General features: G+C 44.8%; 22 protein-coding genes and 1 riboswitch. Of the genes, 16 read left to right on the top strand and 6 right to left on the bottom strand.

What is annotated here, in order from left to right; genetic code table 11:
- Window positions 1-194: 194 nt before the first annotated feature.
- Together fur and AC1DE7_RS09605 are read left to right on the top strand one after the other, a co-directional pair.
- On the top strand, window positions 195-686 hold the full coding sequence (gene fur / locus AC1DE7_RS09610) for a ferric iron uptake transcriptional regulator (RefSeq protein ID WP_036613667.1): 492 nt from the start codon (window positions 195-197) through the stop codon (window positions 684-686).
- A gap of 125 nt (window positions 687-811) precedes the next feature.
- A complete protein-coding gene (locus tag AC1DE7_RS09605) occupies window positions 812-3,151 on the top strand; it encodes a type IA DNA topoisomerase (RefSeq protein ID WP_339282937.1) in 2,340 nt (779 codons plus the stop codon).
- Between the two features lie 35 nt (window positions 3,152-3,186).
- Here AC1DE7_RS09605 and AC1DE7_RS09600 read toward each other — a convergent pair whose 3' ends face one another.
- Both AC1DE7_RS09600 and AC1DE7_RS09595 read right to left on the bottom strand, forming a co-directional pair.
- Window positions 3,187-3,951 carry an HAD family hydrolase gene (locus AC1DE7_RS09600; RefSeq protein ID WP_047843374.1) on the bottom strand — a complete coding sequence of 255 codons (765 nt, stop codon included), beginning with the start codon at window positions 3,949-3,951 and terminating at the stop codon, window positions 3,187-3,189.
- Window positions 3,952-4,000: 49 nt separating this feature from the next.
- Complete coding sequence (locus AC1DE7_RS09595) at window positions 4,001-4,921, bottom strand: ArsR/SmtB family transcription factor (protein ID WP_036613670.1); 921 nt, start codon at window positions 4,919-4,921, stop codon at window positions 4,001-4,003.
- 380 nt (window positions 4,922-5,301) lie between these two features.
- Here AC1DE7_RS09595 and AC1DE7_RS09590 point away from each other — a divergent pair, with 380 nt between their 5' ends.
- From AC1DE7_RS09590 to AC1DE7_RS09570, 5 genes are all read left to right on the top strand, one after another.
- A complete protein-coding gene (locus AC1DE7_RS09590) occupies window positions 5,302-6,492 on the top strand; it encodes an MFS transporter (RefSeq protein WP_340905164.1) in 1,191 nt (396 codons plus the stop codon).
- Window positions 6,493-6,575: 83 nt separating this feature from the next.
- Window positions 6,576-7,301: a phosphonate ABC transporter ATP-binding protein gene (locus AC1DE7_RS09585; RefSeq protein ID WP_036613671.1), complete on the top strand. Its 726-nt coding sequence runs from the start codon at window positions 6,576-6,578 to the stop codon at window positions 7,299-7,301.
- Window positions 7,302-7,428: 127 nt separating this feature from the next.
- Window positions 7,429-8,643: a hypothetical protein gene (locus AC1DE7_RS09580; RefSeq protein ID WP_143780983.1), complete on the top strand. Its 1,215-nt coding sequence runs from the start codon at window positions 7,429-7,431 to the stop codon at window positions 8,641-8,643.
- Window positions 8,636-9,334 carry a response regulator transcription factor gene (locus AC1DE7_RS09575; protein WP_017688086.1) on the top strand — a complete coding sequence of 233 codons (699 nt, stop codon included), beginning with the start codon at window positions 8,636-8,638 and terminating at the stop codon, window positions 9,332-9,334. Before AC1DE7_RS09580 ends, AC1DE7_RS09575 begins: the two co-directional genes overlap by 8 nt.
- On the top strand, window positions 9,331-10,830 hold the full coding sequence (locus AC1DE7_RS09570; RefSeq protein WP_127547712.1) for a sensor histidine kinase: 1,500 nt from the start codon (window positions 9,331-9,333) through the stop codon (window positions 10,828-10,830). The genes AC1DE7_RS09575 and AC1DE7_RS09570 overlap by 4 nt, the downstream gene beginning before the upstream one ends.
- A 113-nt stretch (window positions 10,831-10,943) precedes the next feature.
- Here AC1DE7_RS09570 and AC1DE7_RS09565 read toward each other — a convergent pair whose 3' ends face one another.
- Window positions 10,944-12,170 carry a glucose-1-phosphate adenylyltransferase gene (locus AC1DE7_RS09565; protein ID WP_100527400.1) on the bottom strand — a complete coding sequence of 409 codons (1,227 nt, stop codon included), beginning with the start codon at window positions 12,168-12,170 and terminating at the stop codon, window positions 10,944-10,946.
- Between the two features lie 193 nt (window positions 12,171-12,363).
- On the opposite strand from AC1DE7_RS09565, the gene glgB reads away from it, so the two are divergent.
- The gene (gene glgB, locus AC1DE7_RS09560) at window positions 12,364-14,370 is read left to right on the top strand and encodes a 1,4-alpha-glucan branching protein GlgB (protein WP_477534236.1); all 2,007 of its coding nucleotides are present in this window, start codon (window positions 12,364-12,366) and stop codon (window positions 14,368-14,370) included.
- Entirely contained in the window at window positions 14,367-15,809 is a 1,443-nt protein-coding gene (gene glgA, locus AC1DE7_RS09555; RefSeq protein WP_477534235.1) for a glycogen synthase GlgA, read from the top strand. Before glgB ends, glgA begins: the two co-directional genes overlap by 4 nt.
- Window positions 15,810-15,951: 142 nt before the next feature.
- Here the strand turns inward: glgA and AC1DE7_RS09550 are convergent, their stop codons facing one another.
- Window positions 15,952-17,718 (bottom strand): alpha-glycosidase, encoded by a 1,767-nt coding sequence (locus AC1DE7_RS09550; protein WP_339282931.1) that lies wholly within the window; start codon window positions 17,716-17,718, stop codon window positions 15,952-15,954.
- A 310-nt stretch (window positions 17,719-18,028) separates the two neighbouring features.
- On the bottom strand, window positions 18,029-19,204 hold the full coding sequence (locus AC1DE7_RS09545) for a M20 family metallopeptidase (protein WP_477534234.1): 1,176 nt from the start codon (window positions 19,202-19,204) through the stop codon (window positions 18,029-18,031).
- A 183-nt stretch (window positions 19,205-19,387) separates the two neighbouring features.
- Between AC1DE7_RS09545 and AC1DE7_RS09540 the strand changes: the two genes are divergently transcribed.
- From AC1DE7_RS09540 to AC1DE7_RS09530, 3 genes are all read left to right on the top strand, one after another.
- Entirely contained in the window at window positions 19,388-20,851 is a 1,464-nt protein-coding gene (locus tag AC1DE7_RS09540) for an ABC transporter substrate-binding protein/permease (RefSeq protein ID WP_083677436.1), read from the top strand.
- The gene (locus AC1DE7_RS09535; protein ID WP_036613682.1) at window positions 20,838-21,560 is read left to right on the top strand and encodes an amino acid ABC transporter ATP-binding protein; all 723 of its coding nucleotides are present in this window, start codon (window positions 20,838-20,840) and stop codon (window positions 21,558-21,560) included. The genes AC1DE7_RS09540 and AC1DE7_RS09535 overlap by 14 nt, the downstream gene beginning before the upstream one ends.
- A gap of 219 nt (window positions 21,561-21,779) precedes the next feature.
- Window positions 21,780-21,976: riboswitch (cyclic di-AMP (ydaO/yuaA leader) on the top strand.
- A 2-nt stretch (window positions 21,977-21,978) separates the two neighbouring features.
- Window positions 21,979-22,653 carry a 3D domain-containing protein gene (locus tag AC1DE7_RS09530; RefSeq protein WP_477534233.1) on the top strand — a complete coding sequence of 225 codons (675 nt, stop codon included), beginning with the start codon at window positions 21,979-21,981 and terminating at the stop codon, window positions 22,651-22,653.
- 107 nt (window positions 22,654-22,760) lie between these two features.
- Here AC1DE7_RS09530 and AC1DE7_RS09525 read toward each other — a convergent pair whose 3' ends face one another.
- Window positions 22,761-23,552 carry a polysaccharide deacetylase family protein gene (locus AC1DE7_RS09525; RefSeq protein ID WP_405157366.1) on the bottom strand — a complete coding sequence of 264 codons (792 nt, stop codon included), beginning with the start codon at window positions 23,550-23,552 and terminating at the stop codon, window positions 22,761-22,763.
- A gap of 154 nt (window positions 23,553-23,706) precedes the next feature.
- Here AC1DE7_RS09525 and lpdD point away from each other — a divergent pair, with 154 nt between their 5' ends.
- From lpdD to AC1DE7_RS09505, 4 genes are all read left to right on the top strand, one after another.
- Window positions 23,707-24,048: a prenylated flavin chaperone LpdD gene (gene lpdD, locus AC1DE7_RS09520; RefSeq protein ID WP_051447323.1), complete on the top strand. Its 342-nt coding sequence runs from the start codon at window positions 23,707-23,709 to the stop codon at window positions 24,046-24,048.
- 111 nt (window positions 24,049-24,159) lie between these two features.
- Entirely contained in the window at window positions 24,160-24,831 is a 672-nt protein-coding gene (locus tag AC1DE7_RS09515; RefSeq protein ID WP_076210133.1) for a PspA/IM30 family protein, read from the top strand.
- Between the two features lie 95 nt (window positions 24,832-24,926).
- Window positions 24,927-25,328, top strand: a complete 402-nt coding sequence (locus AC1DE7_RS09510; RefSeq protein WP_036613690.1) for a DUF350 domain-containing protein — start codon at window positions 24,927-24,929, stop codon at window positions 25,326-25,328.
- 23 nt (window positions 25,329-25,351) lie between these two features.
- Entirely contained in the window at window positions 25,352-25,858 is a 507-nt protein-coding gene (locus AC1DE7_RS09505; protein ID WP_076317633.1) for a DUF4178 domain-containing protein, read from the top strand.
- Window positions 25,859-25,868 lie beyond the last annotated feature (10 nt).

Below are 25,868 nucleotides of genomic sequence, written 5' to 3'. Positions count from 1 at the left end.
CAGCGAGGGTTGTTTGCTGTTATTTTAACCAATTTGACTACATATTTCATGTAAGTGTGAGCAATATCATTGCTTTTCAAGTGATAAAGATTTATTATTATATTATAATGATTATAAATAAGGATTAACTGAAACCATGAATCTGTACGATAAAAGTAAATTTCAATGAATATAAATCGGAGGTGCGACCTGCTATGGCAAGTAACCGGGACAAGTCCATTTCAGAACAGATCTTTCACATTAAAAATCAATTGGTTGAAAAAGGATATAAGTTAACACAACAACGGGAAGTTACTGTACGTGTATTGCTTGAACATGAAAAGGATCATTTTAGCGCAGAGGAAGTATTTCTGCTGGTTAAGGAGCAGTTCCCTGAGATTGGATTGGCTACCGTATACCGCACTCTCGAACTGCTGAGTGACCTTCAGGTCGTTGAAAAGATCAACTTTGGTGACGGCGCTGCGCGCTTTGATCTGCGAAGTACAGACGGTTCCCATCACCACCATCATTTGATCTGTACAGAATGTGGTAAAGTGGAAGAGATTATGGAAGATGGTCTGCTTCGTTTGGAACAACAAATCGAGCGTCAGTATGGCTTTGCTGTTACGGATCATCGTCTGGATTTCCAAGGAGTATGCAAAGAGTGCAGACAAAAGCATGTATTAAAGGAACAGGCAGCAGGATAATTCATTTCGGGAAGGTGCTCCCGAATCCGAAATCTGATATAATGAGTTTCAGAAGCAAGGGGCTTCCGTCGGCGGAATGCCCCTTTTTGCCGTCATGCGGACGGTGAAGGAGGAGAGATGGACGGATGAAGACACTGGTTATAGCGGAAAAACCCGACATGGGTCGAACCATTGCCGCCGTCATAGAACCAAAGGCCAAGAACAATCGCACGTATCTGGAGGGTGAACATTACATCATCACTTGGGCGATAGGACATTTGCTTGGACTGGCTGAACCGGATGCCTATGATACAAAGTACAAACGCTGGAATATAGCGGACCTGCCGATCATACCCGATCAGTTCAAGATTGTACCCAATCCGAGGACTAAAGATCAGCTTAAAATGATTGGAGAACTGGCAAAACGGGCTTCAGCGATCGTTAATGCTTGCGATGCAGGGAGAGAAGGTCAGTACATCTTCGCCCTCATACAACAGCAATTGAAGCTGCGTCAGCCTGTAAAGCGTTTATGGATATCGGATTTGACGGCAGAGAGCATTAGACGTGGTTTTGATGGTCTGAAGGATGCCTCTGAATTTGAAAATCTGACCCATGCTGCTCGCGCCAGAAGTGAAGCCGATTGGCTGATCGGGATGAATGCCTCACGGGCGTTTACAACCCGCCATAATGCATTGTTGTCTGTAGGCCGTGTGCAGACGCCGGTACTCGCGTTAATCTACGATCGTGAAATCGAGATTGAAGCGTTCCAGTCACAGACCTTTTATGAAGTAGCCGCCTGGTTTCGGCAGGAAGGTGTTGAGTACCGGGGACTGCGTCAGGGAGATAAGTTGACCGATGCGGAGGCAGCAGAGGCCATTGCAGCCAGTGTGAAGGGCAAGACAGGGCAGATTACCAAATACGAAGCGAAGCAGACGAAGGAGTATCCGTATCGTTTGTATGACCTGACCCTTTTACAGCGTGAAGCCAATGCCAAGTTTGGATATGGTGCCAAAAAAACACTGGATATCGCACAGGCCTTGTATGAAAAACACAAGGTGATTTCGTATCCGCGGACAAACTCCAACTATGTTACAGAACAGAATATTGAAGGTATGCACAAAACACTAAACCTGCTTAAAAATGGTACCTATAGTGAGCTTGCGCAGGGGGCCAAGCCGGAGCTTGTTCATAAGAATAATAAAGGGGTATGTAATCCGAGCAGGGTTGAGGATCACCATGCGATCCTACCTACTTTGAAGCGACCAGGTACCTTATCCAAGGATGAGCAGAACATCTATGATTTGATTGTCAGACGATTCTTGTCTCACTTTTATCCTCCGGCAGAGTATAAGCAACATACCGTGCTCACCGAAGTGGAGAAACATCAGTTTAAGACATCTGTCAAAGAGCTGTTGTCCCTCGGATGGAAAGTGGTTCTCGGTTCTGGAGATCAGGAACAGGGCGGTGCAGGCAAGAAGAAGACCAAGAAAAACGGCAATGAGGAAGAGGAAGCTGAAGAGTGGACGGACAAGGCTTTTAGTGTGCAACCTGAATTGCCTGTTCAATGCACGAAGAGTGAGTTCAAGGAGAAGGCGACCCAGCCTCCCAAAAGTTATACCGAGGGAACATTGCTGAAAGCGATGGAGAGTGCAGGCAAGCAGATCGAGAATGAAGAGCTGCGAGACGCGATGAAAGATAGTGGTCTGGGTACTCCGGCTACACGTGCGGCTACAATTGAACGCCTCAAAAACGTAGGTTACATTACGCTGCAAGGGAAGAAAATGCAGTTAACGCTCAAAGGCAGAACAGCTATTGAGTTGATTCGTCGCGCGGGTGTAGATCTGTTAACTTCACCTGAGATGACCGGGCAATGGGAAAGAAGATTATATCAGATTTCCAAAGGTGAGGCGGGTCAGGACAAGTTCATGGAGAACGTCAAGAAATTCACCTTGTCCATCATTGAGAAAGTGCGTGTACAAGCTCCTGCTCCAGCAGATGCTTTTGGAGAAGATTCACGGGCAGGCAGGGGGAAAGGCAAGGGAGCCAGAACCCAGGCAGGCAATACAAGGACATCAGCCAAGACGGCTAGTGGCGGTTCAACTGTAAAAACGTCCCGTCAGACTTCGGCATCTTCATCGAGAGCCGGCAGTGGGAAAAATGTGACCACCAAGGCGCCGTCCTCAAGTGCGAGCCCATCGGGAGTGAGAGAGTTACTGGCACCTTGCCCCTCTCCTGGCTGCACGGGTCAGATTATAGAGGGCAAGAAGGGTTATGGATGCTCACGTTTCAAGGAAGGCTGTTCATTTGTGGTCTGGAAAGAGTATGCAGGCAAAAAAATTACCAGTACGATGTTAAAATCGCTGATTGAGAAGGGGAGTACACAAGTACTGTCGTTTAAAAGAAAAGACGGGAGTACGGTGAAAGCACGTATTATTTTGCAGGACGTAGTAACAGGCAAATTATCTGGTGAGAAGCAGGATGCTTGATCTTAGTTAACAGTTAACATACAGCAAAAGGACCCTTATCCAAGGGTCCTTTTCTGTTGCTGCTGTTGTATATTTTCGTGTATGACTTTTGGTACCTCTTCCAGTGCAGTGATGGTATACATCGACGTTTCCGGATTAGGCTGAAGTTCTACGATGTTGTATTGCCATTCATTCGGTTGTTTGATATAAATGCTGTGAATTCCGGCTTTTACCGCAGGCATAATATCTGTGCGTAGTGAGTTGCCAATCATCCATGTTGCACGACGATCAAACGGACCATTAGACAGAATGCCTTCCAGTGCCTCGACGTTTTTGTGTTGTCGGATATAGATCCGATCATCAAAATAAGCCGAGAGTTTCATCTGATCAATCTTGCGCTGCTGAATCACGGTTTCGCCGCCGGTATATAAGTAGAGGGAATGTCCAGCACCTTTAAGGTTTTCAAGCGTTTCAACCATATGAGGGTAGGGTTCAACCTCCTGGTCGTATACACTCATGCCCAACTTGCTCAGATAAGACTCTTCTCTGGGAGAGGTTAATCTGGCGAACTTGCTGGAGAAATAACGATAGGTATCAATCAGGGATTGCGGGAAATGATGACTCGCAAAACCAAGCTTGTTCACTCCGGTTACATCGATCTCCAGCTGTTTTTCCCGAATCTCTTGTGTTGTCAGAGAATGTCCATCAAACCACTCTTGCATATTCTCAAAGAATTCTCCCAAAATCAGGTTGAAGTATTTGTTGCAATATACGAGTGTATCATCAAGGTCAAACAAAATATGTTGTTTCATTATTTTCATGATCTAACTCACTCCTTGTAGCCAGTAAATCCACAATGGTTCAACTAAATTAAATGCGAATATAGGATTCCAGGAACATATTCAATTCAGATACGCCATCCGGCCGAATACTGTATTTCTCTTTACGGTTACTTCCGAGCAGATGGGTCCGTAGCAGACCTGCGATGCGTAGCGCCATAACCTGGTCTTTGACCGTGTCTTCGTCTTTACCTAATTCTTCACACATCTCAGCGAGGGATTTGGGTTCATCCGATACGTAACGAAGCAGGCGAAGTCTTTCGGGATCAGCCAGCGCATGGGTAAAACGTAAAAGACATGTTGGTGGCTGGTCTTCGTTCTCTTCAGGTGCATCTACGGGATACTGCATGATCATCATACCCTCATAAAAACAGTACATATTAATAGGACGATTGTGCACCGTTGGAAACAGGATGACTTCGTTCAGTCCCGGCATCGGTTCAACAAGAACGCCCGCTGTAGCATATTCAATAAGCAGTTCAGAGCCCATTTTATCAAGCAAAATGCGTTTTTCTTCGGCATCTTCTTCCAGCCACACACGCTGATCTTCGCTCATATTCTGACAGTAGTGTTCATCCCATAGTCGCAATAATGGGACATAACTGTTCCGAATGCGCGTAGATTCTTCTATTGTAAGAGCCGGCAGAAGAGGAGACACACGTGCAAACAGGTCTTCCGCTGTCATTCCGGCAAGCATGTCCAGGAAATCACGATTCTCCGATGTATCATTTTGATAGGCTGCCCATGCAAACAAAACATCAAAATCATCAAAAGGCCAAGTGGCAGCAGGTGCGAGCGCAGCTCGTACATTGGAACTTAGTTTGCCTTCCACTTCCAGAATCCATTCAGGACCAATATCCAGATGCTGAATCCATTTTTTCGTGACATAAACCAGAAAGCTGTTGAGCATTTCATATATCGGTGAAACATCAATTTTCACATGATAAGCCATATTGTTGCAGAATCCTCCCGTCACATCTAAATGTACGCAGCGACTTAAGTACGATTAGTGCGTGTTCAAAAAGTCTGGTTTTCAGTACCAAGAAGATGGAAATGGAGTAGCGGAGCGTAGGAAAACTACGTGAGCAACGGACATTTCGGCTGAAATTCATCTTCGAAGCTGATGATGCCACTAGGCATGATTCGTAATCAAAAGTGAACTTTTTGAACAACCTCTATTATGGCTTGTTTTGCAGGGCGTTGTCCACTATAATGTTCAAGTCCGGGGCAAAGCCCTGATCTTTGAATAGCAGTTTAAAACCATATGTATAACATACAAAAGTCGTCAGCGATGGCGATTTTTCTTTGTGTGCTCGCAGGAGGAATGAATTCGTGTCATCGATTACTCGTCCCAAACTATCACACTCGACAGCGAACTATCTCATTTTGATTACGGTTATTGTGGTGGCGGGAATAAGTCAGGGGCTTTTGCTGCCTGTGCTTTCGATTTTTTTGGAGCAAAAAGGGGTTTCACCAGGTTTAAACGGATTAAACGCCGCCGCGTTGTACATTGGCTCTTTTGCCATGACTCTCGTTGCGGAGAGACTACTGGGTGCATTCGGTTTCAAAAAGTTGATTGTAGGTGGCCTGATATTAGTCATGGTCCCTTTAATACTATTTCCGTATTTACCAGATATTAAAATATGGTTCATATTGCGTCTGATCGTTGGAATAGGAGACAGCGCACTTCATTATGCGGCTCAGCTCTGGGTGCTACTTGTTACCGCTCCTGAAAAGCGTGGACGCTACATATCACTATATGGCATGTCCTACGGGCTGGGATTCAGTATTGGTCCGCTGGGAATTAAGCTGCTTGGCTTCGGTGATGCTGTCCCTTTCTGGGTCTTGTTCATCTGTATAGCAGCAGTGCTTATACTGGTATTAATGAAGCTTCCGGATACAAAACCGGAAAAAGCAGAGCATGGCCAACTACCTGAACGTCGCTTCCGTCGTAGTCTGGCATGGGCCTGGTATGCACTTTTACCAGCACTCTTATACGGATATATGGAAGCGGGTATGAATAGTAACTTCCCCGTGTATGGGTTGCGTATTGGATTCGATACCAATCAGATTTCGTCGTTGCTTCCTTTTATCGGGATTGGAGGTTTGTTCCTTCAATTACCTCTCGGAATGTTGAGTGACCGATATGGGCGGAAGAAGATATTGATGTTTGCGGGCATCAGCGGGGGAATCATCTTCATGCTGGTTCCAGTCGCAGGTACGCATTTCTGGTGGACGCTTGTATTGTTAACAATCGCAGGCGGCCTGGTCGGTTCCTTTTTCTCACTGGGCCTGGCCTATGCCGCAGACATTTTGCCTAAGGTGTTGCTGCCTGCAGCCAACGTCGTTGCTTCCTTTCATTTCACGATTGGAAGTATTATTGGGCCGAATCTGGGTGGTCAGATGATCAACTGGATTTCACCCGGAAGCATGTTCACCTTGCTCGGAATCCTGTACCTTCTTTTCGGCTTGGCAGGTATATTATTTCGTCGTAAACCTGAGTTCGAATCTGTGTTAAAATAGAAGCTGGTGTTCGCATGGAAATTGATGTCCATTTCCGAGTACACTAGTGGTAGGGAAAAACATGGACAAGAGGAGACATCGCGATGATCAGAGTAGAGAACTTGAGTAAATCCGTTGGCGTGGACCGCGTTCCCGTTCTACGGGATATTCGATTTGATATGCAACAGGGTGAAATGATAGCTGTAGTTGGCTCAAGCGGTAGCGGTAAAAGCATGTTGCTTAAATGTTTGGCCATGATGGAAAAATGGGATTCCGGCCGGTTTACGGTGGATGGCGCCGAGATTTTGAAAGAAGGCTGGTCTGGAAAACGGAAAATCAAACGGGAATGGGCATACTTGGAACAAAATCCAGAATTATTTCCTAGACGTACGGCTCTTAAAAATGTATTAATCGGACGATCGGGTCAGACTCCTGTATGGAGAATGGTAACCGGTATGGTACGTTCCGATGACTATATGGGTGCTATGGATTATCTCGAAGGATTGGGATTACTTGATAAAGCACATCAAATAGCAGAGAAGCTCAGTGGTGGCGAGAAGCAGCGTGTTGCTATTGCAAGAGCACTTGCTCACGGTGCCAAAGTCGTTTTGGCGGATGAACCAGTGATTGGTCTTGACCCTCACACAGCAGATTCGGTGCTGGAAACGCTGCGCAAATTATGTGAAGAAGAACGTGCAACAGTCATTGCAGTACTGCCTATTGAGCTTGCTGAGAAACATGCCACACGGATCTGGGGATTGGCAGAAGGCAAGATTGCTTTTGATATTCGTGGACGAAGACTGACACAGCAAGAAAAAAACCAGATTTAAACTATTGAAAAGAGTGATGAGATTGTTTAATTCACGGTGGGGACGCTTTGTAGCAGCAGGAACTATGGCAATTATGCTTGGTTCTGTTCTAAGCGGATGCACAGTCATAAGTGACCCCAAGGGTTTGATGAGAAAACCAATGATGTCCACCGATAAGGAGAAACTGTACAACGTGGTTCAGGTTAAACTGCCGCCAGAGAGTACATTGATTCGTCCCAAGGATATGAATAATACCAGCATGATTCGGGTGGAAGACCTGAATGGGGATGGAACTCGGGAAGCGATTGTTTTTTATGAGACACCTAATGAGAATGTGCGAATCCATGGCATGATTTTGGAAGAGCAGGGAGGCACATGGGTTAAAAAACTTACATTTGATGTGCCGGGAAATGAGTTGCAATCCTTTAAAGTATTGGATATTACGAATGACGGAAATCCGGATATTATTCTTGGTGTAAGCCTGCAGGAGCAGAAAGCCCTGACTGCATATTCCTACAAGGGCGGGGCACTGGAGCAGGTCTTGGGTGGAGTTCCGTATAATCAATATATCATTGATGATGCGCAGGGGAACACGCTGGATTTGAGCGGAGATGGTAAAAGTGATTTTGTTATCATTTCGCTGAACAACAGCGGTTTTGCAACGATTGCGTTATATCAGTACGAAGATGGCAGCTTCAAGGAAGTAGATCGGGTGCAGACCGATTATACCGTTAAAGAAGTTTATAATGCTCTGGGCGGAGAGATTGCCAAAGGACAGATGGGCATTGTACTGGATGCCGAGCTGGATGATCGGAGTTCCTTCTCGCAAATTATGTATGTTAAAGATAACAAGTTAGTCAATGCTTTCAAATCACCGGATCAAACGTATAGAGATGACAAAATTTTAAGCGGTGATGTTGATAATGATGGTATTATTGAGTTTGGGCTCAAAGAGACTCCAAAAGGTTGGGAGCATTACGTATTTGACTCTCGGTTGTGGTTTTACACCTATTATCAGTGGGATGGCAAAGATAGCAAGAAATTTGTCTCATTCCAATTCCGGGATGATGCTGATTTATTCCATCTAAACCTCAAGCCAGAGTGGTACGGTAAGATCACTATTGATACCAAATCGGAAAAGGAAAAATATATTCGATTTAAAATGATTGATACGGACGAAACCGTAGCAGAGATCAAATATTTCACCCTTTCCAAGTGGGAACAGGAGAAGGGTAAAAGCTGGAAGGAAATTACGCGTACCAAAGATCGGGTTATTGCTTCACGGGTAGCACAATCAGAGGCGGGTAAAGATGCACTGAGCAATACTTCTCAGCTGAATAGAAAGGGAGAACTTAATGAGTAAAGTACTTATTCTTGAGGATGAAGAATCCATCCGCAGTTTTATAGTGATTAATTTAAAGAGAAACGGATTCGAAGTGCTTGAAGCGGGTGACGGTCATGAAGCGCTTCGCATACTGCAGACAGTACCAGATATTGATCTGGCTCTGCTGGATGTTATGGTACCAGGTATTGATGGATTCGAGGTGTGTCGACGGATCCGTGAAACCAATGAACGTCTGGGCATCATCTTTCTGACAGCGAAAGTGCAGGAACAGGATAAAGTGTACGCACTCTCCGTTGGTGCAGATGATCACGTCAGCAAGCCTTTCAGCCCAACAGAGTTGATTGCACGTATTCAGTCATTGTTACGCCGCGTGAACGTGCATCGGGAAACTGCGGCAAAGGTTACGTTCCAGTCCGGGCCATTTTCACTGGACCTGATCTCAAAGCAATTCAAAAAACAGAATGAAGCCATTGAGTTGACTCCAACGGAGTTTTCCTTGATTCAGTTTTTCCTGGAAAAAGAAAATACACCGCTCAGCCGCGATGTATTGTTAGATCACGTATGGGGAAAAGAGTACATGGGTGATCCCAAAATTGTGGATGTCAACATTCGTCGTCTGCGTCAGAAAATTGAGAACAATCCTTCCGAGCCCGAATACCTGCAGACAGTATGGGGTCACGGGTACAAATGGAAGGGCCGGGAGCAATGATTAAAAAAGGCATTACTCGGCAGATCGTACTACATTATTTCTTTGTAGTTTTTCTCGCTCTGCTGTTGGTCGAATTCGTATTTATGTTGGCAGTTCAAAGGTATTATTATGAGAGTATCTACAATACGATTAGTACCCACATTTCTAATTCAAAGGACTTTTTCGAGCCGATCGCTCGTGAGAATACTACGGAGGATGGCAATAATCTGTCTAGACTCCTTGTGAACTTGGCATTGTCCAATACTGAATTGGAAATTTTGGATCTGAACGGGCGCGTATTGGCGAGTTCAACTGCTTTTGAATCTGACCGTGCTGTGCTACAAACCAGTGATATTATGCAGGCTCTGAATGGGGATATGGGACGCTGGATTGGAAGACAACCAGGTACTGGAGAATCCGTCATGGCCGTTTCACACAAGTTTGATCTGGGCGGCGAAAATACTTATGTTATTCGATATCTGACATCACTTGAAGATGTGAATTCAAAGCTGTTGAATATGGGACTACTCGCCGCTGCCGTCGGTGTTGGCGTGCTTGCTATAGTGTTGATCATCAGTATTGGTATGGCAAATTCCATTGTACGTCCAATTAACAACATCACCGCAGTATCTGCCCAAATGGCTAGAGGACGGCTGGATGTCAGGGTTAAGGGGAATTATAAGCACGAACTGGGCGAATTGGCATCAACACTTAACTTCATGGCACATGAGATTGTGCGGAGTAATCAGATCAAGGATGATTTTATCTCTTCGATCTCACATGAATTAAGAACACCTTTGACCAGTATCAAAGGCTGGAGCGAGACACTGGATTCAGGTGGTTATGATCCGGAAGAAACCCGTATCGGTATGGGTATTATCTCCAAGGAAACCGAACGACTGATTGGACTTGTTGAAGAGATGCTGGATTTCTCCAAATTGCAGCAGAATCAGATGAAGCTGGTCAAAGGAACGGTCAACATTCGTGAAATTGTACAGGAAACGATGTTGAATGTCTGGGCCAAAGCGGAACAAAAACAGGTCCATCTCAAGTTGGAAACGGACGAGACTCGTGCTTATAATGTCCATGGAGACGGTAACCGACTGAAACAAGTCTTCCTGAATGTTGTGGACAATGCGATCAAATTTTCACATGAGAATTCCTGGATCTTCTTGTCGGTCAAAGAGGAGAATGGTCAGATCATTGCAGCTGTTCAGGACACCGGTATCGGAATTAGTGAAGAACATTTAATTAAAGTACGGGACCGTTTCTTCCAGGTGAATCATCAAAATGGGGGAACGGGACTAGGTCTTGCGATTACGCAGGAACTGGTAGAACTGCATGAGGGAACGATCACGATGCAGAGTGAACTCGGATCGGGGACAACCGTTACGGTTACGTTACCGGCTGTGGCTGAGGAGATGGGTCCAGAAGAATCTGTAACACAATCTGGTGATGCTGAAGTCACAGATGAGCGAACAGCAAGCGATACAAAATCAGATCTAGAAAAGTCTTAAGGTTGTAAAAGATAAGAGATTTTTCTATCTGATGATCGAGCATGTACGCTTTATAATATCCATACCAACACAAAAAAGGTGAGCCATCCAAGGCCCACCTTTTTTGCATATTCTTATGAAGAAAGTTCGCCAGTGCGCAGGCGCCCACTTTTCTCATATACTTCTTTCAACATACGAACAGGTTGCGTACGGACAGCCGGTTTGGCAGAGACGATCTCGTTAGGTCCAACGACCACAATTTCATCTGCTGTACCTTTAACGATTGCACCGTCCTTGATTATTGCACCTTCACCGATGATGGCGCGTTCGATGTGAACCCCACGGCCTATGCGTGCGTTAGGCATAACAACACTGTCTTTAACCTCAGAGCCTTTACCCACTTCTGCACCGCAGAAGATAACGGAACGTTCTGAACGACCTTCGATTGCACAAGAGTCGTGAATCATGGAAGTAACATGTTCGATCTTTGTATGTCTTGCTTTGTAAGCACTTGGCTTGGAGCGCCAGTCGCGAGTAAACATCGGCCAGTTTTCTTTTTGCAGACTCCAGTCTTCCTCGTTGTGTAACAGATCCATATGTGCATCCCAAAGGCTCTTAACCGTACCTACGTCTTTCCAATAACCATTAAAATTATAGACAAAGAGGGGATTATTTTCGTTCAACATTTGAGGAATAACATCTTTACCGAAGTCATGACTGGATTCAGGGTTAGCGGCATCTTGCAAGAGATGGCGTTTCAGATAATCCCATTTGAACATGTAAATGCCCATTGAAGCCAGATTACTTTTTGGTTCAGCCGGTTTCTCGGCAAACTCGGTTACACGCAAATCAGCATCGGCAGCCATGATCCCAAAGCGATGTGCTTCATCCCATGGAACTTCCATAACTGAAATCGTTGCTGCGGCATTATTGGCTTGATGAGCCTCCAACATATCGCGATAATTCATATGATAAATATGGTCACCCGACAAAATTAGAACATTTTCGGGGTTTTGTTGATCAATATAGTCGATATTTTTATAAATAGCATCCGCCGTTCCCAAGTATTCGTCATTTCCTGTATGATAAGATGGAAGCAAGGATATTCCTGCCTCACTTGAGTTGCCATGTCCCCATGGTTCTCCTCCACCGATGTGATCGTGTAAAGATTCCGCTTGGTACTGCGTCAATACTCCTACAGTATCGATCCCTGAGTTTACGCAGTTACTGAGAGGAAAATCGATGATCCGGTAGTGCCCGCCAAACGGTACAGCGGGTTTTGCGATACTCGAGGTTAAAGGGGCTAATCGCTTCCCTTCTCCTCCCGCCAACAGCATAGCGATGCAATCTTTATTAAACATAATCGTTTCCCTCCCAAAATATTGTGCATTGTAGTACATCATTAACGCAAAGTAGAGCAGATGAAACGATTGTTACTGTAAAAATTCAGAAAAAAGACAACATTTTCTAAACCACCGCATTTTTCTTTTCAACTTGGCTAGACTGGGGTAATGGTTACTGTTATATCTATTTTCTTGAGAAGAAGGTGATCTCTTGGCCATTCAACCGTTAGCACACCCGGACATATTGCCGGAGCATATTTATTTATTTCATGAAGGTAACCTTCATCACAGTTATCGAATGTTGGGCGCGCAGCCTGAGACTTGCGATGGCCTTCGGGGGTATCGCTTTACCGTGTGGGCACCAAATGCCGTAGAAGTAGGACTGGCTCTGGACCGCAATGAATGGAAAGGCGAAAAGGAACCTTTATATAAGATACCCGAATCAGGATTTTGGAGTCGTTTTTTTCCGGAAATTAGCGAAGGAACTTTATACAAGTTCCGTATATTAACGGAAGATGGAACAGAATTGCTCAAAGCGGACCCATATGCGTTTCAAGCAGAGGTTCGACCTCAGACAGCCTCTGTCACCAGTTCAATCGAAGGGTACAAATGGAATGATGGAGCCTGGAGACGCAAACAACGTGCCATGTATAACAAACCTCTACATATTTACGAAATGCACATGGGAACCTGGAAGCGCAAAGAAGACGGAAGCCTCTATAGTTATCGTGAGATGGCTGATTTGCTTGTTCCTTACTTATTAGAAATGAAATATACACATGTTGAAATGATGCCCCTCAGTGAGCATCCATATGACCTTTCGTGGGGTTACCAAAACACAGGGTTTTATGCGCCCACCAGTCGTTATGGGCATCCAAAAGATCTGATGTATCTAGTGGATACACTACATCAGGCTGGGATTGGCGTATTGCTGGATTGGGTACCTGCACATTTTGCCAAAGACGCTCATGGGTTGCGTATGTTTGATGGTACGCCTTTGTATGAGTATGCAGATCCGATGTTAGCAGAGAAGCCGGGCTGGGGCACACTTAGCTTTGACTACTCGAAACCTGAGATTCGTTCATTTCTGATCTCCAATGCATTATATTGGATGGAGATGTATCATTTTGACGGACTCCGTGTTGATGCGGTTACGAGTATGCTACGGCTTGATTTTGAGAAGCAGCCAGGACAATATCGTACCAATGATGAAGGTGGTCTTGAGAACAAGGAAGCTGTAGCCTTTTTGCAACAACTGAATGAGACGGTGTTCAAGTATTTCCCTTATGCATTGATGATGGCTGAAGAATCCAGTGCATGGCCAATGGTGACTTTACCTGTAGATGAAGGTGGTCTGGGTTTCAACTACAAATGGAACATGGGCTGGATGAACGATACGCTTGATTACATGGAATCTGATTTTCATGAGCGTCCTTCCAAACATCATTTGCTGACTTTCCCGGTCGTATACTCCTTTGCTGAAAATTATGTGCTACCTCTGTCACATGACGAGGTTGTTCATGGCAAAAAGTCGCTCCTCGACAAGATGCCAGGAACCTATGAGCAGAAATTTGCCGGCATGCGTGCTTTTCTGGGCTATTTTATGACTTTCCCAGGGAAAAAGCTGTTGTTTATGGGTGGAGACTTTGGCCAGTTCATCGAATGGAAAGATGAGGATCAACTGGATTGGTTCTTGCTGGATTATGACAGTCACCGCAATTTGCATAAGTTTGAGCGTGAGCTGTCTAACCTGTACTTGAGTGAAAAAGCTTTGTGGGAGCTTGATCATTCCTTGGACGGTTATGAATGGATCACTCCGGATGATCAGGACCAGAGTGTCATTTCATACGTACGCAAAGGAAAAAAACCTACGGATACACTCCTTGTGCTCATTAACTTTCAGCCGGTCAAGCGGGAGCGTTACCGGATTGGTGTCATGCGTCCCGGTATGTATACCGAAGTACTGAACAGTGACCATTCCGTTTACGGCGGTTCAGGCATTACTAATGATATGCAACTGCCTACCGAAAAGATTCCTTTTCATGGGCATCCGCATAGTCTCGAATTGGTATTACCTCCGCTTAGCATCGTGATTCTAAAAAAGAACACACGTCGGAAAACGGATGAATCACCTGCGAGTATAACTTCCGTCAGTTCAAAAACGAAGAATAAAAATGAAAGCAACACGCTCAAACCGAAGAGGAGGACAAAGGCATGAATATTCTATTTGCTGCTGCTGAAGTACATCCATTTATCAAAACAGGAGGCCTTGCTGACGTAATCGGTGCTCTCCCGTTTGCATTGAAGAAGAGCGGGGCAGATGTGCGGGTGATTATGCCTAAGTACAAGGGGATTCCCGATGAGTATAAAGACGCGTTACAGCCCGTAATTACAACGGATGTGCCTCTTGGCTGGCGCAGGCCCTATTGTGGAATAGAAATGCTGGTTCATGATGGAATTCCAGTCTATTTTGTGGATAATGAGTATTATTTTGGGCGTGATGGAGTGTACGGTTATATGGATGATGGCGAGCGTTTCGCCTTCTTCAACCGTGCAGTTCTCGAAGTGTTGCCACAGATTGATTTCAAGCCTGACGTGCTGCACAGTCATGACTGGCATGCAGGAATGATTCCTTTGGTGCTTGAAGCCCATTACAGACACGATCCATTCTACAGTGATATTCGTACGGTATTCACCATACATAACTTGTTGTATCAAGGGGTATTCCCGCATCAGTTATTCAGTGATATCCTTGAGCTGGACGATCGATATTTCACCGTGGATGGAGCCGAGTATTACGGTAATGTCAACTTCCTGAAGGCTGGAATTGTCTACGCTGACCATGTAACAACCGTTAGTCCAACTTACGCACAGGAAGTGAAAACATCTTATTACGGATACGGTCTGGACGGACTGCTCAGTTCACTTGGAGATCGATTCAGCGGGATTGTAAATGGCATTGATACCAAGAGTTACAACCCGGCTACAGACACCAAGATCCCGGTGAAATACAGAACAAGTCTGTCCAAGAAAACGGAAAACAAAATTGAGCTGCAAAAGGAACTTGGACTTCCTGTTCGTCCTGATGTACCTCTTATGGTCATGGTCACAAGGCTTGTGGATTCCAAAGGACTTGACTTGGTCTGCCGTATCCTGGATGAATTGTTGTATTATGATGATATTCAATTCGCTGTACTTGGAACAGGGGAGCAGTCCTATGAACACTGGTTCCGTGAAGCCGCGAATCGTTATCCACTTAAAATGTCTGCACAGATCAAGTTCAACGACGGGTTATCCCGTCGGTTTTATGCAGGCAGTGATATCTTCCTGATGCCATCCAGATTCGAACCGTGTGGTATTAGTCAGTTACTGGCTCTGCGGTACGGTAGTGTGCCTCTCGTAAGGGAAACAGGCGGTCTGAACGACACTGTGCAGGCATACAATGAGTTTACTGGAGAAGGGAATGGTTTCTCATTCTCGAGCTTTAATGCACATGACATGATGAATACCATTCGGCGTGCTGAGGAGATCTACAAACAGCCAGAACACTGGAAGAAAATTGTGAAAAATGCAATGGGCGGAGAATACAGCTGGAATGTCTCAGCTGAAGAATATATGGATATTTATCGTCGGATCACACTTGACCTTGTAAATTGATGTAGTCTTGAATGAGTCACAGCACATGATGCTGTGGCTTTTTCTCATCCAAAAAAACACTTCCAAAGTTCAGAATGAAGTATCATCTGAGACGGTGGAAGTGTTTTTCTTTTCTTTTATATGACTGTTTAGAATTTAAACCTCAGTTGTGTTGGATAGTTGCCGGATCAAGCTGTCTGTACAAAATGCGATACCCATAGGGGTCAAGCTTAATGTTCATCATTCCATCGGCTGGAAACACAGGCTCTTCAGTTAATGCATCTTTCCAGTCTTTTGTTTCCATGGGATGAGAAAGCGTTCGATCTTGAGGTGTATTGTTCATCCATACGGTAAAGTGAAGGTTGTCATCCACACGCTCGTACACGATACAGGGATCATTGTGATCAGCCTTGAGGAATCGGAAGCGTCCTTTGCGAAGGGCTTCATTGCTTTTGCGTAGATCGATCATCAGACGATAGAAATCATACAATTCTCTGTCTTGCTTGGCTGGGTCCCATTCCATACATTTTCGACAATCCGGGTCAGCATCACCACTAATCCCAACTTCGTCGCCATAGAAGATACAAGGTGTACCGATATAGGTGAAAAGAAATACAACCGACAATTTTAATCGTCGTTTGTCTTCTCCTAACCGGGTGAGCAGTCGTGGGGTATCGTGGCTGCACAGCATATTAAAGATCACTTCGTTGGTTTGTTGCGGATAGCGCATAATCAGTGAACCCATCTCGTTGGCAAAATGATAACCGTCCATTGAACCACAGAAGAACTGAAGCACTTTGTCGGCAAATGGATAATTCATGACGGAATCGAATTGATCTCCCATAAGCCAGGTCAAGGAGTCGCTCCATACTTCTCCAACAATATAGGCTTCAGGGTTCGCTGCCTTAACAACCTTGCGAAAATCACGCCAGAAATGGTTGTCCACCTCATTTGCTACATCCAGACGCCACCCATCCAGCTTAATTTCTTTGATCCAGTACTCAGCTACATCAAGTAGATATGCCTTAACCTCAGGGTTGGCTGTATTGAACTTGGGCATGTTGCCATAGAACCCAAATGTATCGTAGGTTGGTATACCATCCTTGATCTGAACCGGATATTCATTGATGTGGAACCAATCGGCATACTTAGAGTTTTTGCCATTCTGGAGAACGTCTTGAAAAGGAGGGAAGTCTTCGCTGCAATGGTTAAACACCGCGTCAAGCATGACACGTATACCCAGGCGATGACATTCTTCTGTCAATTGTTTAAGCAGGGCATTATCACCGAAATGGGGGTCGACTTTTTTATAATCAATCGTGTCGTATTTGTGGTAGGAATTGGCCTGGAATAACGGGGTAAAGTAAATGGCGTTCACGCCAAGTTCAGTTAAGTCATACAGATGATCCAGCACACCTTGCAGATCTCCACCAAAATAATTGTCCAACTCAGGTTTGCCACCCCAGTCATGGGTTTCTTTTGGATTCAGCTTGGGATCTCCATTAGCAAACCGTTCCGTCATGATCTGATAAAAGACGGCTTCTTTGGCCCACTCGGGCACCTTAAACAGATCAATTTCATGTATATACGAGAACTCATAATATCCTCCAGTTGGATAGGGGGTCTCATAATGAATTCCATTATCCGCAAGAAACACATCTTCTGAACCGGCAGTTATCCGAAATATATAAGTGAGACGTTTGAATTGTGGCTTGACGGCAGCCTCCCAATAATCAAACATGTTATCCGAAGCAGCCTTCTCCAATTGAATTTCCTTGTACGTTCCATTCCAATCGTACTTATCTCCGGTCAGTGCAGTCACGTATTGCACATCATTACGTTTGGTTCGTACGCGCAGATGTATGGTAGACGAATTATAAGCATAAGCCCATTTGTCACGAGGAACATGATACATGGCTTCGAGCAGCATGACAGCACCTCCTGAATATAAGATAAGTTATAGAGGTTGTTCAAAAGACCGCTTCATCCCATCTTCTCGGTACTGAAAACCGGTCTTTTGAACACACACTTATAGTTATAATTAACCAAGTTAGCCAGCAAACAAATCACATTTACTGTAATAAAATGTATTATTTTCATCGTTTTCAAAGGTTTCTTTCACAGCATTTCCAGCTTTGTGCTGAATATACTTACAGCTAATTTAGAAAAAAGGGTGCCCTGAACAGCTTGGAATTCAAGATTGTTCAGGGCACCCCTATATAACATGTTGAAAGTGAATTTTAGCGAATAGCTTGCTCGAACTCCGTGCGGATGGTTTGAAGCAGCTCTGGCTGGCTCAGTACGTCATAGGCTGTTGTTGCAAGTGCCTTGGCTCCCAGAATCATGCCATCCAGCGCACGCTCCTGAAGTGCAAGGTCACGGAAGGCTATGGAGTGCAGTGTATGCACCTCGTCTACAACACGAATGTAGGGATGAATTGCAGGACATTTCAGGGAAACGTTACCGATGTCCATAGAGCCGTGATCATTACCACTCACAATCTCTTCTTGCGGGATTCCAAGTTCCATCAGATTTTGACTAAACGCAACTGAGAATGCTTCATTGGTAATCATCTCGTCATAGGACGTTTCATAGTTGGATGTCACCAGCTTGCATCCTGTCTGGAGAGCAGAACCTTCAGCGATCTGAATCACACGTTCTGTGAGGATATTCAGTTCTTTACGAGTTGCTGCCCGTACATAAAATTGCGCAGAAGCATAGTCAGGAATGATATTTGCTGCCTGACCTCCGTTGTTGATCACACCATGAATCCGAACGGTGCTTTTCACTTGTTGACGGAATGCATTAATCCCGTTGAACGTTTGAATGACAGCATCAAGTGCATTAATACCTTCGTGCGGACTTGCAGCGGCATGTGAAGATCGGCCATGGAATTCAAATTGCACAGCATCAATAGCCAGCGAGCTGCCTGACTTTTCGTAGGCATAATATGGATGCGCCATGAGAGCGACGTCACAGTCATCGAACAAACCTGCTTCAGCCATCGGAACTTTGGCACCACGTGTCTCTTCAGCGGGGGTACCAAACACTTTAATGGTTCCACCTACTTCATCCAGAATAGATTTTAGCCCAACAGCGGCCCCAAGACTCATCATACAGATCAGATGGTGACCACAAGCGTGACCGATCTCCGGCAAGGCGTCATATTCGCACAATAAAGCAATGGTAGGGCCTGGTTTGGCGGCTGAATAGGTTCCGATAAAGGCTGTGTCTAGTCCAAGGATAGGAGCCTCTACAGTGAACCCGTGATAGACAAGTTCTTCTTTTAGACGAGCAGAAGCAAGGAACTCTTCATTTCCCAGTTCGGGGTTGGCACCGATATATGATGAAATGGCTTTAAAACGGGAAGCATATTGATCAATAACCGTCAGAATTTGTGATTTGTTAGCTGTCATTAGTAAACTCCTTATGCAAAAATGAAAATAATTCATTGATTATTTCATGTTTGCTTCATTTTTTCAGAAACAAGTCAAGATTTGTAATGTCAAAATGCATTGCATAATCATGCATTGTACTTTATAATGACTCAGTCATCAACATGAGAAGCATACAAAGTATTGTAAGGGGAGAGAAAAAGGTTGAAATTAATAAGTCGTTACACCATGATGCTGTTGACCTTTGTTATTCTGCTGACGACTGCCGTTCCTGTGGCACTTGCAAGTGGAACTACAGATAATTCAAGCAGTAAAAAGCTGGTGCTCGGTACAAGTGCCGATTTTGCACCATATGAATTCCATAAAGTGATTAATGGCAAAGATGAAATCGTCGGCTTCGATATTGAGATCGCCAAAGAGATTGCCAAAGATCTTGGCGCTGAGCTTGTGATTGAGGATATGGGCTTCGACGGTCTTCTGCCTTCATTGCAGAGCGGGCGTGTTGATCTGGTGATTTCAGGTATGACGCCGACGGATGAGCGGAAGAAAAGTATCGATTTTTCCGACACCTATTATAAATCAAAACAAGTGATTATGGTTCGCAATGTGGATAAAGACAAATATCCAACCATGGCAGAACTTGAAAATGCGAAGATTGGCGTTCAGAAAGGCTCCATTCAGGAAACGATCGGACAGAGTATTCCAGGAGCGAAGCTTACTGCGCTGGATAAAATCTCGGATATCGTGCTTCAACTGCAAACAAAACGCATTGACGCGGCAATCGTTGAAGATACCGTTGCTGTAGGTTATCTGGACGATATCATTGGACTTGCTGCTGCTGTTCCGGACGAAGAGCAAGCAGAAGCGGCAATCGGGATTCGTAAAGGTAATACCGAGCTGCTAGCTGCAGTAAATGGAACACTAGAGCGACTGAAAAGCGAAGATAAAATCAATCAGATGGTGACGGACGCCAGCCTCTTGATGGCGGATAAAGCGAACAAATCACAAAATATTTTCCAAGTATTCTGGGAGTACAAAAGTTTCTATGCTACAGGTGTAGGATACACACTTCTGTTGTCTGCACTTGGGGTTATCTTCGGGGTAATTATTGGATTGATCATCTGTTTGTTCCGTTTGCATGACGCTGCAATCTTGCGCTGGATCGGTACGGCATACGTTGAAGTGATCCGTGGCACACCGATGCTGGTACAATTGATGATTATTTACTATGGTTTTTCTCTGAGCTTTGGCATTAACTTCACTGCACTTCAGGCAGGTATCATTACACTTTCAATCAATAGTGGTGCCTATCTGGCGGAGATTTTCCGTGCAGGTATCCAAGGTGTGGATCGTGGTCAGTTGGAGGCAGCGCGTTCATTAGGTATGGGAAGAGGCGCCGCGATGCGTTATATCATATTGCCACAAGCCTTCAAAGCTGTATTACCAGCGATCGGTAATGAATTCATAACTATCATCAAAGAATCCTCCATTATCTCCGTTATCGGTATGGTGGATATTATGTATCAGGCAAGTGTAGTCAAGAACATTACGTACCAAGGCTTGAGTCCATTTTTGATTGCAGCAGCCATCTACTTTGTAATGACGTTCATTTTGTCCAAGCTGCTGGGACGACTGGAAAGGAAGTTGAGTGCAAGTGATAGACGTTAGACAATTACACAAATCTTATGGAAATAACGATGTGCTTAAGGGCATAAACGTGACGATTGGCAAAGGTGAGGTTGTCGTGGTTATCGGTCCTTCCGGTTCAGGTAAAAGTACGTTCTTGCGTTGTTTGAACCTGCTGGAACAGCCTACCTCAGGAGAGATTGATTTTGAAGGCGTGTCAATCACGGACCCCAAGCATAACATTAACGCAACTCGTGAGAAAATGGGCATGGTGTTCCAGCACTTCAACCTGTTCCCACACAAAACGGTAGAGCAAAACATTACGATTGCTCCGATTAAAGTAAAGAAACAATCCACTCAGGAAGCGGAGAAAATTGCCGCTGATCTGCTTAACACCGTAGGCTTGTACGATAAAAAAGATACATTCCCGAATCAGCTGTCTGGTGGACAGAAGCAGCGGATCGCCATTGCTAGAGCATTGGCCATGCAGCCGCATGTGATGCTGTTTGACGAGCCTACGTCGGCACTGGACCCTGAGATGGTCGGCGAAGTGCTGGATGTCATGAAACGTCTTGCAGAAGGCGGGATGACGATGGTCATCGTAACGCATGAGATGGGTTTTGCACGTGAAGTGGGAGACCGAATCCTGTTCATGGATGGCGGGGTTATTGTGGAAGAGGGAACACCTGATGAGGTGTTTGGAGCTCCAAAAAATTCACGTACACGTGATTTTCTTGCCAAAGTACTCTAAATGAAGTGATCAAATAGCGTTACTGACTTCGAGTCGGTAGCGCTATTTTTTTATGGATAATAATCACGTATGGATTCGTAAAAGTAACTTTTCTGTTACCAAATATAAAGAAGTCGGTTCGCCCAACTTTTCTGAATTATCCAGTATTCTTACATATGCTTACATGCTAAAAACCATTTGGTAAGAATTACTACAAGTTCAGGTTACAAAATTGTGATATATTGAACTCTGCCGAAACTTCCGGACAGGGAGTGCGGGGGATGTAACGATGCAGATTGTGCAGGGGGAAGATCTACAGCACACTGCTTGGGGTGAATTAGGGGTACATAACGTTTCAAATGTAATGAAGAACCTATAGGGTGGGCTCCTCATCCGAATCCGACAACTAACTTCGCAGGCACAATGAGGGAGGAAGACCATGATTAACAAGAAACGTATAGCCAAAACAGCAGTAGCATTAATGACAACAGCAATGCTCATTCAAGCCGTTCCGGCTCACGCCGATTCAGTTCATGTGGCCAAAGAAGGGGATACCTTCTACACCTTATCAAAACAATATGGAGTAGCACTCAACACGTTAATTAAAGCAAACAACGACATTTCACCTTACAACATTTATGGTGGTTTGAAAATTACGATTCCCGGTAAGGCAAACAATGTAGCAGCCGCTGCGGCAACGGAGAGCAAGACCCAAGCGAAGACTGTTACTACAGCAAGCTTGGACGTCAACGCAGATAACAAAGTGGTTCAAGCCTGGGGTAAGACATTCGATTACAGCAAAGCTGTGAACGTAAAAGCAACGGCATACTCTGCAGATCCGTCTGAAAATGGAGGCTGGGGTGCAGTCGATTATTTCGGAAATGACCTTGAACTGGGTACGATTGCAGTTGATCCAAGTGTGATTCCACTTGGAACTAAAGTACTGGTAACTGGTCACAGCCATCCAGGATTGCCAAAACAGGCTTTTGTAGCCACAGCGCGGGATGTGGGCGGTGCAATCAAAGGTCACCGGATTGATATCTTTATCCCGGGTAGCAAACAGTCTGTAAGTTCATTTGGTTTTCAGGATATCGAGCTGTACATTCTGAAGTAGAGAGAAAATAACATTTAAAATGAATTCAAACAGGGTGTCTGCCAGTTGCTAATCCGCGATTGAACAGCACCCTTTTAATATTCTCATTTATTTCTACCACGGTCATCTTAATCTTTGGCCTTGGGCAATCCCAGCATTTCGTCCAAGGTGACCAGTTCATATCCCCGATTACGTAGTTCCTCAATAATTTCAGGCAAAGCCTCAATCGTGCCGTTCAGGTTTGACCCTACACCGCCTCCAGCATGTTGCAGAACGATGGAGCCAGGTTTCACGGCAGACAGGATGTTATCTTTCACCTGTTCCTTTGAAAGGCCTTTCCAGTCCAGGGAGTCTACGTTCCAGTTCACAATGCTATAGTGTTGTTTGGCAGCCCATCTCAGCTGTTCTTCATTAATGTCTCCATAAGGTGGCCGAATCATCTTAGGCGTATAACCCGCCAAACGTTGAATAATATCCCCGGTATGTAAAATTTGTTTGCGAAAGGCATTCATCGACAGCTTACTGAATTCAGGATGATTGTAGCTGTGATTACCAACCATATGCCCTTCCTTAACGATGCGTTTCACCAGATCCGGATGTTTCTCAGCACGACTACCCACGATGAAGAATGTAGCTCTGACATTGTATTTCTTCAATACATCCAGTACTTGTGGAGTAAATCGTGGATCAGGTACATCATCAAAAGTCAGTGCAACCTTCTTGGTTGAAGGACCATTGGTTTTGAACGTATCGGCATATTTTTGACGTAATTGTCCCAATGTCAGTTGTTCTTCTTCCGCAGAATCCGAACCTGATACTGATTCACTTGGCGGGCTTGAAACATCCTGCGATGAAACTGGAGCATGAGATCCCCCGAGAAAAATAACGATAACCATCAGCATAATGAGGCGTACGCGCATAATAAACGGCCTCCTTTTCCAAAATGACGTTCTCCTTGGTATGCCCGGGGGTTCCATAAAATATGCGTAGTGTGAGAAGTTTCATTGCGGATTTATCTTATGACAGCCATAATTCCTCCATATATAACATATAGAAAAGGATAGGTGGATGGGTATGAGTACATATGATTTGAAATCCATACGTTTACAGGTGATTGAAGCAGGAGAAGATAAGGTTTTTCTCGTTACCGGAGGAAAGGCGCATATTGGCGCCGTAGCCACGTTCTACGTGGATCATGAGCGCGTAAGCGGGACGACAGTCCATATTCCTGGGCATAAAGAACAAGAGCTGTGTGAGCGGCTTGCCCGAAAGGCTGCCTTGCAACTGAAAGTAACCGTTACGGTGATCATGGGTATCCATTTTGATTCCATCACGCGGATGCAGATCGACGAAATCGTGCAGACTGCAGAGAGGTTGATGGAGGATCATCTGAACAAAGATAAACGATCTTCCTGACATAAGAGCCATCGAATGTTTTGATTTTATTTGCTAAAATTGAAACGAGTTGTAGATTATTACGTATGTATGTTTATATACGATGTAATATCGACTAGGAGGAATAACATAATGTCCATTTTCAAACGTTTGCGTGATCTAACTATGTCTAACATCAACGCCATTATTGACAAGGCGGAAGATCCAATCAAGATGACGGACCAATATATCCGTGACATGCAAGAGGATCTGGAAGATGCGGAGAAAGCAGTAGCTCAACAGATCGCCATTGAGAAGAAATTCAAGCAGTTATTCGAAGAGCAGGAAGCTCTTGTGAAGAAACGTGAAGAGCAGGCGCATACGGCGGCACGTGCTCAGAATCTGGATTTGGCTCGACGTGCCCTGGAAGAGAAAAAGGCTGCTGAAGAGAAGATGGCTGAGTACAAAACCAGCTATGACCAAAACAAGGCTTCTGCAGATAACCTGCGTGGCAAGCTTGACGAAATGCGTAAGCAGTTGACTCAAATGAAGAACAAACGTGAAACACTGGTAGCCCGTTATAATGCAGCAAAAGCCCAAACGGAAATCAACAAAGCGTTGAATGGGTTTGGCTCTGATACTGCAAGTGCTGGTATGAAGCGTATGGAAGAGAAAATGATGCAGATGGAAGCACAGGCCGAAGCAAGTAACGAAATGTCTTCCAAAGGAAAATCTTTGGATGAAGAGTTCGAGAAGTTGGGTAAAGATCAGGCTGTTGAAGACGAACTCGCAGCATTGATGAAACAGTACGATAATAAGAACTAATACCTTGGTTGTCAGCAGGGTTAACCAGCGGAGGAGAAGAGTATTTCTCCTTCGCTTTTAAATGCGGTTCATGTTGATATGTGGGGGCTGTGTAAATGGATTTGAACATTTTGGCGATGCTGGTCTGGACCGGATCTGGTTCGGTTTTGCTGTTTGTCCTGATGTATGTTGATTCACTGTTCACGAAATATAAGGATTTTGCTGAAGTTAAGGCTGGCAATATGGCCGTTACTACACGTATGGTTATGAAATTATTTGCACAAGGATATGTACTCGCTACGTCCATTTCTACGGCCGGTCACCTGGGAGAAGCACTGCTGGTCTCCGTTGTATCCTTTATCATTTTGTTGATTTTGGAGAGTGTTGTACACTTTATGATTCGCAAATGGGCCAATCTGGATCTGGATACGGGAATTCAGCAAGGGAAGACAGGGTACGGGTTGTTCTCTGGCGCTTTACATATCGTGGGCGCACTGATTATTGCAGCTTGTTTATAAGATAAGGAACAGGAGTAATTCTCATGAGTGTATGGAAACGAATTAAAGGAATACTAACGAAACCTGAACCACCGCAGGCAGAGAAAACGATGCTTCAGCTTGCACCTGGTGATATCTGTGAGGTTTCTCTGGTCACTTATGAAGTCGTTGGTCGGGTGCAAAATCGTGCTCGAAATGCAGTTGTGCTCACATTGCAGGATGGTACCGCATTTCGATATTTGCATATCGAAGAACGGGAACTCACACGTTACGCCCTATATACACCAATTGATGGCAGGCTTGATGCACCTGATGAGGTGCCTACATTGCTGGATCTGGATGGACGCGCATATCATCTGGAGGAAGAGTATGGAGGCATGGTATCAACGGCAGGTAGAACTCCATATGGCCAGGCTGGAGAACAATTGGTATGGCAGTATCAGTCGGATGATAATATGCTTCTTCGCGTGGAGTGGCAAGACAGAAGATTTACACTGTATGAGGGTGAGTCCATTCTTCCTGCGGATATCAAAGTGATTCGTTCGAGCTAGGAGAGGTTCC

It is taken from the genome of Paenibacillus sp. 10L310 (assembly GCF_056395745.1).
This window is presented reverse-complemented; position numbering and strand designations above follow the sequence as displayed.